This is a genomic window from Endozoicomonas sp. ONNA1 (assembly GCF_024606325.1).
In the GTDB taxonomy this organism is placed as follows: domain Bacteria; phylum Pseudomonadota; class Gammaproteobacteria; order Pseudomonadales; family Endozoicomonadaceae; genus Endozoicomonas_A.
Genome location: NZ_JAHHPN010000371.1, coordinates 20,250 through 30,924 on the forward strand (window position 1 = coordinate 20,250; position 10,675 = coordinate 30,924).

Sequence of the window (10,675 nt, forward strand, 5' to 3'; positions counted from 1 at the left end):
TTATTATGTTTTAGAAACAAACATTTTCAGTATAGAAGGCTGATTATGCCCGCCTTTTATGGCAGCTTATCATGCAGATAGCGATCGATTTTATCAGGCACTGTCAATAAAAGAGGGTTGAGTCGTAGCACTTCGGTGTGAACTTTAGGCAAAGCTTCATCTTCATACTCATGGGCGATAGCGTCAGGCAATACCCGGCGATATGGGGTCACAGTTTTTTTGAAAAGAAAAGGCTGTTGGGGTCTTCCTGATAATCTCCAAAAGGTGAACAGGGCTCAAAACCAAAGCGCTCATAAAGCTCACAGGCTGGTTTGAAGTGGTCCATGGAGCCTGTCTCCAGGTACACGGTTTTATACTGTCTTCGTTCCGCTTCACTGAGAATATTTTTCAAGAGAGCCGAAGCCACACCCCTTCTGAGAAAGCCGGATGAGGTCTTCATGGACTTGATTTCACCTTCATGGGGCGAGAGGGCTTTCAAGGCGCCACAACCGGCCAGACTGCGGTTTATCCAGACGGACCAGAAGGTAATATCTGGCGAGCGCAACGCCTCAATACCCAGAGCATGAACGCTTTCTGCCGGTGACTGAGTGTGCATATCATCCAGATGCTCCTGGAGAAGATAAGCAATTTCCTGGCCCTGCAGGTCGTCTAGTTTTATTTCCATAAATAATTCTTTTACTGCCGAATGGTTGTTGAAACTGGAAAGTGGATGCGGTGATCCGTCGCTTGCGGAGTGACAATCTTGATCCTGACCACTTCCGGCGACTTAACCTGAATGATTTCGATCCAGAACATAATATTTTACGGTATCCATATCTTCTTTTACTTTTTCAAGAATTTCCGAGGTGGATCGAAAACCGAGTCTCAAGAGTACCCGCTCGGACTTTACGTTCTTAGTGAGTGCTCTGGCGCGGATCTGGTTGAATGGCAACTGCTCAAAGGCATGGCTGATGAGTGATTGTCCGGCTTCAGAGCAATACCCCTGCCCCCAGTAGGGCAGTCCCAGCCAATAGCCCAATTCAGCTTGTGTGTGGGTGGTGTTAGTCAACCCAATGGCTCCCAGTAGTGTGTCTGATGATTTCAGTGTGATGGCATAGACGAAAGCACTGTTTTTTTCTCTCAGGCTTTCATTATCCTTAATCCATTCTTCTGCCAGGCCATCAGGGTAGGGGTGGGGTATGTTTTCGGTCAGTCTGGCTACCTGCTCTTCTCCAGCGAGTATTTCTACCTGGCCAGCGTCTTGCGGAGTGAAAGCCCTGAGGATTAATCGGTCTGTGGTAATTATCTTTTCCATAATGTCAGACTCTTGTTGTTGCTTCTTGTCTGATATCCTGCCATGAATTTAAACATAAATCCTTTGTTTTAAAGCTTTTTTGAGGTGATGTTCAAGTCACTGACATGACTGAGCGTTGGTTCTTTCATCAAAAGCACTCAACAATATCGTCCATTGAAGAGTGCCTCAGAAAAACACAAATCTTGAGTATCTGGCCAGTTGGGTACGCACATTCTGGTGAGTGGGTTTTGTCATCCACCAAGGCACTCATCCCAGTTACAATGACTGAGCCTGGCCTTATTTACGTAGCCAGAACTGGAGCGCAGCAGGATGGAAAAAAACCACCGTCCAGATTTGTGAAACCAACTGGTTAGCTGCTCATAACAGGTGGGTGATGGATTGATAGATGGAATTTGTATAAATGTATTCTCTCTGATCATCTGACAAATTTTTGATACCGTTTCTGATTTGTCCAGCGAGTGATTTAACCGAGCTTGATGATCGATCAAATCCCTTCTCTGTTTTCAGGCTGGCAAGTTTTCTTATGGCATCAACTAACGCCTTAAAATCCGGTTCCATCATAAACTTAGGGCCTTTACCTCCTTGAAAGGGGTCCTGTCCGCCACCGGCTCCACCACTGGCACCAGCGCCTTTGCCATTTTTGCTGCTTTTTCCACCGCGTCCATGACTACCACCTCTATGGCCATTGCCATTATTCTTACTTTTGGCGCCAGCGCTTCCATTGCTTCCTCCTGAGCTGGCTTTATTTTTATGCGCTTGTCGGATCTTGTTGTCAGGGACTGTGAAGTCAGCTGCACCCAAATACAATCCGGTACAAGCTGGAAGACCCATATCTGAAAAGCCAACACCTGAGACGTCGCCAGAAATCATTTTGCCAAACAGTGCAAGACCCGAATGGAAGCAGCCACTGATGGTGGGTTTGAGTTGAGAGCGGTCAATAATGAAACCCTCTTCGATAATGACATCGCCCGGCAGTTCCAATAGAACCTCTTCTTCATACCCCGGAGATGCCATTAAGGTAGGATTCTTCGATGTTAAGCCATCAGAATAATCATCATCGCCGGCACGGGGAGAATAGATCGGATAATACTTGCCTTTGTGGGAGGTGGGTTCAATGTTTGATGGTGAAATAAATGAGACATCTATCTCCTTTTGTTTTTGATGTTCCTGCGTTATGGAAACGCCTGAGTCTGACACCGGAGAGGGTTTCAAAACAATGGGGAGTCTGACATCGACAAGAGAAACTTTTTTGTTATGTTCACTTAAGGGAAGAACAGTAATATTGCATTTATTATCAATCCATTCGCCATAGGCACCGCCAAGACTGGAGGGTGAGTTAGCCTGATTGAAACGCTCTCCATACTCTTCACACAAGGTGTCCACTGGTAACCCATAGGAGCTCATCGACATGGAAAACGAAACAGCCAGAAACAAAGAAGGGGTTAATGCGTTTGAGAAAGAAGGAAATGGTTTATTCAACGAAAACCTCACAGTTTTTATATTACAGTTTTGTCATTAGTTGTGAACTAATCAAAGTAGTTTAAAAACAGAGAGGTGTATGGATTTTTTTTGTTAAGGTATAGTTACCAGTCTTTATTTTGGTCATCGGTCTTTGACTGTCACTATTCAAGACAACGGAGCTTATTAACCGTTGACCATACCGGTTCTTACAAATGATCCTTGACTGAAGTCTCAAGATTTTCTTCTCCTGAGAATCAGATTTCATCTTGATAAGCTTAATGACTACCAAGTCTGAGAAATATGAATGAGAGGAATTAGCTTAACCTGATGTTCAGTTTGAGTGCTCCAGTCCAAAGAGCACATAATTACTAGGGGTATCACTCTGATAACCTGAGACATCGGTTTCATTTTCTCTTGAGCTAGCACAATTACATGCGCCGTCACAATCACAGGTTTTTACTAATTCTGAATAATGTGGAGGGGGTTGGTGAGCTATAACATCGTAATTATTAACCACCATCGTCAGTGTGTAACCATGAGCGCTAACCGCAATCGCCAATACCTGAATATCTTCGTCGGATACTTGATTAAGGTGGTATTGTACTTTAATCCCATTAGTGAAAATGAATGATACAAAATGTGATGGTTGCAGGCTTTCACTATGACTTCTGTCATTTCGACCTTGCACAAGAATGACAGCCGGTAAAGCTTCATGGGATAACTCAGGTATTATCAATTTTAACCTCTGGTTGGTTGATCGGTTTAGCTGACCTATTATCCATTTTTGTGCTTGTGAAGTATTCAGGAAAAGCTCAACTATATGGGTGTCATCATCGAGAGCTTCTCTACTTAACAAAAAAAGTGTTTGAAGATTATTTGTTCTAGCTCTATGAGTCATAATGCGTCTATCGATAGTTCGATGTTCTGGAAAATTGCTTGGTGTTGCTGCCTGCAGTGCTCTCACCCTTTCTTGCTGATTTTCCAAGTCATGTGAATGTAGCTCGTATGCTACTGAACAAGGTTTACAGAAAATGCAACATAATAATTCTGAAAGACTGCATGTTGTTGTTGTCGTTTGACCTCTTAGTGTGTAACGAGTTCGGACGGTATGTTTAAGGTCATTAAGGCCGTTGCCAAATAAGCTATAAAAGAAATCTGGTACATTATTACTAGTATTAGTCTGGTTAAAATGTATTTGAGTTTTAGAAAATACGTCATAATGGTCGCAATCACGCCCGGTATCAACAGAGTCCAGTTGATCGGAGTCATCATAATTACGCATTCTTACACCATCACTATACTCGCTGGAAGTGGATGATGTGGCTGTACCAGTGAGTGTTAAATGGCCATGATTTTCCAGCTTCCAGTTAAACTGTAACTCTTTTGAGTTTGAATGAGATGATAGTAAGCAAAGCAGGAATAAAACAATAAAACTGACGTTTGTTTTCACTTTTAACTACCTGTTTATCATTAGTAAAATTTTAGATATTGGCAGTTAAGAATAGTTCAAATGACTTATGTGAAAAAACTTTCTGGAGTTCTAACGATAACTAACCGTACCTGAATGTTTAAAAAAAAGAGAAGTGTTTGGTTTTTTTGTTAAGGTATCGTTGCTTTTACCCGTCTTTATATAATTGTCGTCGGTCTAAGCCCATCACTATTCCCAACGACGGAGTTATCTATCAGCTTACAATGATAGCTCTTAGCAATGCTGTTGATTTATGTCTCATAAACTTCTCAACCCGTGGATAGGGTTTTCTCTTGATTAGCGGCAAGACGATTCTCCCTGAGAAATGTGAACGTAGCATAACCTGATGTTCATTACTGCTTCACATTAAACTCGTCATCCGCGTCTTGACATTCCGGGTATCTATGCATTTCATTCTCTTCTTCCTCTTGGGGCATTTCTTGTTCATTAAACAGGGTGTAGGTGGTTCGGAACGCATCCATATTGAAATTGCCATCCTCGTCTTCGGTTTCCCGGGAGTCTGGTAATAAGACGTGAATTTTCTTCTTAGTGGGCTTGTCTTCGCGTTTCAGCCGCGAGGAGCGGTGCAACTCCATATTGAAATCGCCATCCTTGTATTGTGATACCATCGAGCGTAATATTTCACGAGCATCCTTCATGGTGAGCGTGTTTTCCACTTCCGGCCAGTGACACGCTGCTTCCAGCTCTGCAAGAGTGGCTCCGGTATTATTATTTCTTAAGGTGGCACAATTACATGCTCCACCACAGTAACAGTTTCCTGTTCCCGGGAATTGTGCAAAATGTGGAGGAGGTTGGTTAGCTTTAGCGGAAGCATCATAATGATCGATGGTGAATGTCAGGGTATAAAATTTAGAGCTAACCGAAATCGCTAATACCTGAATGTCATTGTCGGGTGATTTCCTGAGGTGATATTGTACGACAGTTCCTTTTTGAAAATATAATGATAAAAAATGAGACGGTTGCAGGTTTACACTATCATCTTCAATGCTTTGCTGTTGCACAAGAATATTAGCGGGCCTGGCCGTATTGAATAACTCAGGAATTATCAGCTTAAACGTCCTGTAGGTCAGAGAGTTTAGTAGCTGATCTATTATCCATTGTCGTGTTTCTGGAGTATTCAGGAAAAGGTCGAATATATGGGTATCATGGTCTATTGCTTTTGTATTTGACGATAACAGCTTTTGATCATTATCGGTCACGGCTATATAAGATCGAGATACAGAGCGGCCAACGATACTTACATGTTCTGGCAAACTCTCTGGCGTTGCTGCTTCCAGCGTTTTCACCCTTTCTTCATTCTTTGGTAAGTTTTGAAAAAACATACTGCTAGTCGAAATAAAAGGCGTATTAAAAAAGCTTAACATTTGGATAATATTACGTGCTGTTGTTTTCGTTTTACCTCTTAATGTGTAACGAATATGGAAACGATGCTGAAAGTTATGTTGGCCATTTCCTAATAAGTCACGAAAAAAAATTGGCACACGATTGGCCGTGTTATGCTGATTAAACTCTATATTAGCGGAAGAGGTCAGTCCGTAAGTGACAAAACGATCCCCGGAAATATAACTAAAACATCTGGTGGGGTCATCCCAATAGCATTTTCTTGTACCCTCACTGTGACTGGAATGAGTGGATGATGTGGCTGTACCACTGAGTACTGATCGCCCCAAATGCTCCAGCTTCCATGTAAAGTGCAGGTCATTTGAGTTTGAATAAGATGATAGCAAGCAAAGCAAGAGTAAAATGATTAACCTGACGTTTGTTTTCAATGTTAACTACCTATTTGTTACTAATATCAATCTTCAGACATTGGCAGCTGAGAATAGCACGTACAGCTCATCTCACTATTTTTTTTGAGGTTTTTACAACCTTGTACTCATTTTGACTGCTCCAGAGTAAAAAACACACTATCAGTGATGCTGTCACTCATGTTCTCATTCATGTTGTCATTCTGATAATCTGATTCATCTGTATGATTATTTCTTGAGTTAGCACAGTTACATGCTCCTCTACAATGACAGGGTTCGACGAAGAATAATGGTCCTTCCGATGAATAATAAGTTGTCATAGGTTGGTTAGCTAAAGCATCATAATTATCAATAACAAATGACAGGATATAAGAATCAGAGCTAACCGAAACCGCTAATACCTGAATGTCATTGGTGGGTAATTTCTTGAGGTGGTATCGCACAACAGGTCCGCCACGAAAGATTAATGTTAAAAAATTTGTTGGTTTCAGGTCATCGTCACCTTCACTGTCGTTTTCACTACTTTGCTCTTTTACGACAATCTCAGCAAGTCTGGCTGTATTGAATAACCCGGGTATTATAATAAATTCATGCGTCTTGTAGGTCTCAGAGTTTAGATGTGCTTTTATCAAATTTTGTGTTTCCGGATTGCTCAGGAACAGGTCAAATATATAGATATCATCGTCTACAGCTTCTGTGCTTGACGATAAAAGCCTTCGAATATTATCGGTCAAAGCTATATGGGTTATAGAGCGGCTATCGATGCTTACATGTTCTGGCAAATGGTTTGGCGTTGCTGCTTCCAGCGCCTTTATTCTCGCTTCCTGCTCTGGAATGTCTTGATTAATCGTCTCGCTTCTCAAAAAAAAAGGAAAGCAGAAAATGCAATATAATAATTGAACAATATTACGTGTTATTGTTGTCGTTTGACCTCTTAGTGTGTAACGCGTACGAAAGATATGCTGAAGATCTTGAAAGCCATCTCCTAATAAGCCATGAAAATAAGCCGACTCATGAAAATAAGCCAGCAGATTACTGGCTGAGTCGAACTGATTAAATGCTATATGAGTAGAGGAGACCAGATCATAATTGACAAAGTGATCCCCAGATATACCACTAAAAAATTTAGTGAGGACATGCTGCCAATAGCACTCTTTTGTTATCTCGCTATGACTGACGTGTGTGGATGATATGGCTGTACCACTGAGTATTAAACGATCGAAATACTTTAAGTTCCATTTAAAGTGCAAGTTTTGTGAGTTTGAATAAGATGATAGCAAGCAGAGACAGAGTAAAAGGATTAATCTGACGTTTTTTTTCATTGTTAACAACTCATTTGTTGTTGATATTGATTTGAGACATCAGCGATCAAGGATAGTTCAAATAGATCATATAACAAACTTTTTAGGTTTTAACACTATTAGACGTCCTTGTACAACTTATAAAACTTGGGCAGGTTGCTAATAATTCCCAGATGGAAGCTCACTTTACAACCTGAATGACTCATGGGGGCTCACTGAACTGAGTAATGGAGTTCTGTCTTTTAATAAATGCCCAATAGTCATCAGAGGCAGGTGTTTTGTTTTTTGACTTTCAACCTGACGTTGATTACCGCTCCGTATTGGGCTGTTCATGATCGTTTTTCCATTTCGGTAAGAGCAGCGCTGCTAGCACCAATTGTCTCACTTCTTCCGGCATACCATCTTCAGTAATCATATTACTCTGGGCGTGGAACAACTCCCTATTCAACATGTCTTCAGAATCGGGCCTGGTATCATTGTTTCTTGAGGTAGCGCAATTACATGCCCCATTACAATGACAGGCTTTTTGTAATGGTAACTGTAATGGTAGCTCGGCATAAAGTGGCGGAGGCTGGTTGGCTATAACATCATAATTATCAATAATGAGTGTCAGGGTGTAGCCACTAGAGCTAACCAGAATCGCCAGTACCTGAATATTATTGGTGGATAACTTCTTAAGGTGGTATTGCACTTTAGTTCCGGTCAGAAAATTCAATGAAACAAAATGTGATGCTTGCAAGTTTTCACTATCGTCTTCACTGTCTCGTTCTTGCACGTGAACTGTAGCTGGTATAGCTGTATTGATTAAGCCGGGCATTATCAATTCCAACATATGATTGGTCGTTGGATTTAGATGCTCTACTATCCATTTTTTTGTTTCTGGATTATTCAGGAAAAGGTCAAATATATGGGTATTATCGTCTATAGCTTCTGTGGTTGACGATGAAAGCGTTTGATAATTATTGATCACAGCGGTATGAGATATAGAGCGGCTATCAATAGTGACATGTTCTGGCAAATTGTCTGGTGTTGCTGCTGACAGTGCTCTTACTTTTTCTTCCAGGTTTAGCAAGTTTTGATAAACGGTCTCGTAACCCGTATAACAAAGAAGGCAGCAAAAACAGTCTAAAAACTGAGTAACAATGGAGTCCCTTGTTGCAGTTTGACCTCTTAATGTGTAACGAGTATGGAAGGTATGTTGAAGGTTATGAAGGCTGTTTCCTAATAGGCCATGAAAAAATGCTGGCACAGTATGAGCCGAATTATGCTGATCAAATTCTATATTAGTGGAAGAAGCCAAGTCATAACTGACAAGATAATCACAGGAATTATCACTAAAACATTTAGCAGGGTCATCGAAATAGCATTCTCTTGTGGGATCGCCATGACTAGAGTGAGTGGATGATGTGGCTGTACCACTGAGTACTAATTGATCAAAATACTCCAACTTCCATTTAAAGTACAAGTCATTAGAGTTTGAATAAGATGATAGCAAGCACAGACAGAATAAAATGATTAATCTGACGTTTGTTTCCATTGTCAACTACCTATTTGTTACTCATATCAATTTTTATACATTGGCCGTTAAGAGTAGCACACACAGTTCAATAAACTGATTTTTTTGAGATTCCTACTGGTTCTGAGATAGAAACTTAGCATCTCAAGGTGCTGAGAAATGGAATTATGCATTTAAATAAACATCCAATATTCATCAATCACTTATACTTGCGGATCCTTTATCTAGTGGGTACGAGGAAAAAACATATGGCTACTGAAAGTAGTACCAACCTGATTATCTGAGCCATCAGTTCTATTGTTTCTTGAGTTGGCACAATTACATGCGCCGTTACAATGACAGCTTTCGTATAATTCCGCATAATGTGGAGGAGGCTCGTTAGCTATAACATCATAATTATCAACTGTCAGTGTCAGGGTATAATAATGAATGCTAACCATAATCGCTAATACCTGAATATTATTGGTGGATAGTTTCTTGAGGTGGTATTTAACGCTAGGTCCGTTAAGTAAATATAATGATACAAAATGTGTTGGTTGCAAGCATGTACTGTCATCTTCACTATCATTTTCACCGCTTTGTTCTTGCACAAGAATCGTAGCAGGTATAGCTGTATTGAACAGCTCAGGTATTAACAGTTCCAATACCATGTCGGTTGTAGGGCTTAGATGCTCGATTATCCACTTTTGCGCTTCTGGAGTATTAAGGAAAAGATCAAATATATGAGTGTTGTCGTCTATGGCTTCTGTGCTTGACAATAAAAGCATCTGACGATCATTTGTCACGCTTGTATGTGTTATAGAGCGGTTATCGATCGTTACATATTCTGGCATTTGGTTGGGTGTTGCTGTTTCCAGCGCTCTCACTCTCTCTTCATTATTTGCCGTGTTTTCAAAAATCAACGGATTAGTTCTAAAGCATATAGGACAGAACATGCAATATAAGACTTCAGCAATAGTATATGCTGTTGTTGTCGTTTGACCTCTTAGTGTGTAATGAGTCTCGAAACTATGTTTGAGATTATGACGGCCACTTCCTAATAAGCCATTAAAAAAATCTGGCACAAGATTATGTAAGTTATTCTGATTAAATTCTATATTTGTGAATGAAATTACTTTGTAGTCAGCAAAATTATCCACCAAAAATAAAGCACATGTTAGAGAAGGTTCATCTTCAGTGTATCCTCTTGCATTACTATGACGGGTATGAGTGGATGATGTGGCTGTGCCGCTTAGTAATAAACTACCCTGCTGCTCCAGCTTCCAGTTAAAGTGTAAGTCTTCTGAGTTTGAATAAGATGATAGCAGGCAGAGAAAAAGTAAAATAATTGATCTGACGTCTATTTTCATTGTCAATTACCTATTCGTGGCTAATGTTAATTTTTTGATATTGGCGGTTAAGAATAGCCAAAAACGTTCATATAACAATTTTTTGAGGTTTCTAACAACTATTTGAATGATTCATCGGAGTGCGTAGAACTGGAAATGGCACTATGTCTGTCATTAAATGCTCAATGCTCATCAGAGATGATTCTTGAGGCAGCACAATTACATGCTCCGTTACAACGATAATTTTCTGGTAATTCCGCATAATGTGGAGGAGGTTGGTTAGCTTCGACATTATAATCATCAACCGACAGTGTCAGGGTATAACCATGAGTGCTGACCAAAATCGCTAATACCTGAATATTATGGGTGGACACTTGATAAATGTGGTATTGTACTCTGACTCCGTTATCTAAATTAAATGATACAAAATGCGATGGTTGAAGGCTTTCTCTATTATTTGTGTCGTTTTGCTCTTGTACAAGAATTTCTGCAGGTAAGGCCATATCGAATAACTCAGGTATTATCAGCTCTAGTTTAA

The 10,675-nt window shown here is 40.4% G+C and carries 10 protein-coding genes; all 10 read right to left on the reverse strand.

The window, feature by feature from the left end:
• Positions 1 to 56: 56 nt before the first annotated feature.
• Entirely contained in the window at positions 57 to 212 is a 156-nt protein-coding gene (locus tag KDK19_RS08600; RefSeq protein WP_257274685.1) for a hypothetical protein, read from the reverse strand.
• Entirely contained in the window at positions 209 to 664 is a 456-nt protein-coding gene (locus tag KDK19_RS08605; protein WP_257274686.1) for a GNAT family N-acetyltransferase, read from the reverse strand. The genes KDK19_RS08600 and KDK19_RS08605 overlap by 4 nt, the downstream gene beginning before the upstream one ends.
• Positions 665 to 766: 102 nt before the next feature.
• Positions 767 to 1,294, reverse strand: coding sequence for a GNAT family N-acetyltransferase (locus KDK19_RS08610; RefSeq protein ID WP_257274687.1), 528 nt, complete (start codon positions 1,292 to 1,294; stop codon positions 767 to 769).
• A 357-nt stretch (positions 1,295 to 1,651) separates the two neighbouring features.
• Entirely contained in the window at positions 1,652 to 2,773 is a 1,122-nt protein-coding gene (locus tag KDK19_RS08615; RefSeq protein WP_257279742.1) for a hypothetical protein, read from the reverse strand.
• Between the two features lie 313 nt (positions 2,774 to 3,086).
• Positions 3,087 to 4,205: a hypothetical protein gene (locus KDK19_RS08620; protein ID WP_257274689.1), complete on the reverse strand. Its 1,119-nt coding sequence runs from the start codon at positions 4,203 to 4,205 to the stop codon at positions 3,087 to 3,089.
• A 371-nt stretch (positions 4,206 to 4,576) separates the two neighbouring features.
• Positions 4,577 to 5,914 (reverse strand): hypothetical protein, encoded by a 1,338-nt coding sequence (locus KDK19_RS08625; protein WP_257291741.1) that lies wholly within the window; start codon positions 5,912 to 5,914, stop codon positions 4,577 to 4,579.
• 206 nt (positions 5,915 to 6,120) lie between these two features.
• Positions 6,121 to 7,314: a hypothetical protein gene (locus KDK19_RS08630; protein ID WP_257279740.1), complete on the reverse strand. Its 1,194-nt coding sequence runs from the start codon at positions 7,312 to 7,314 to the stop codon at positions 6,121 to 6,123.
• 286 nt (positions 7,315 to 7,600) lie between these two features.
• The gene (locus KDK19_RS08635) at positions 7,601 to 8,830 is read right to left on the reverse strand and encodes a hypothetical protein (protein ID WP_257279739.1); all 1,230 of its coding nucleotides are present in this window, start codon (positions 8,828 to 8,830) and stop codon (positions 7,601 to 7,603) included.
• Between the two features lie 203 nt (positions 8,831 to 9,033).
• On the reverse strand, positions 9,034 to 10,158 hold the full coding sequence (locus tag KDK19_RS08640; RefSeq protein ID WP_257279738.1) for a hypothetical protein: 1,125 nt from the start codon (positions 10,156 to 10,158) through the stop codon (positions 9,034 to 9,036).
• A gap of 161 nt (positions 10,159 to 10,319) precedes the next feature.
• The coding region (locus KDK19_RS08645) for a hypothetical protein (RefSeq protein WP_257291742.1) at positions 10,320 to 10,675 on the reverse strand (356 nt) is incomplete at its 5' end.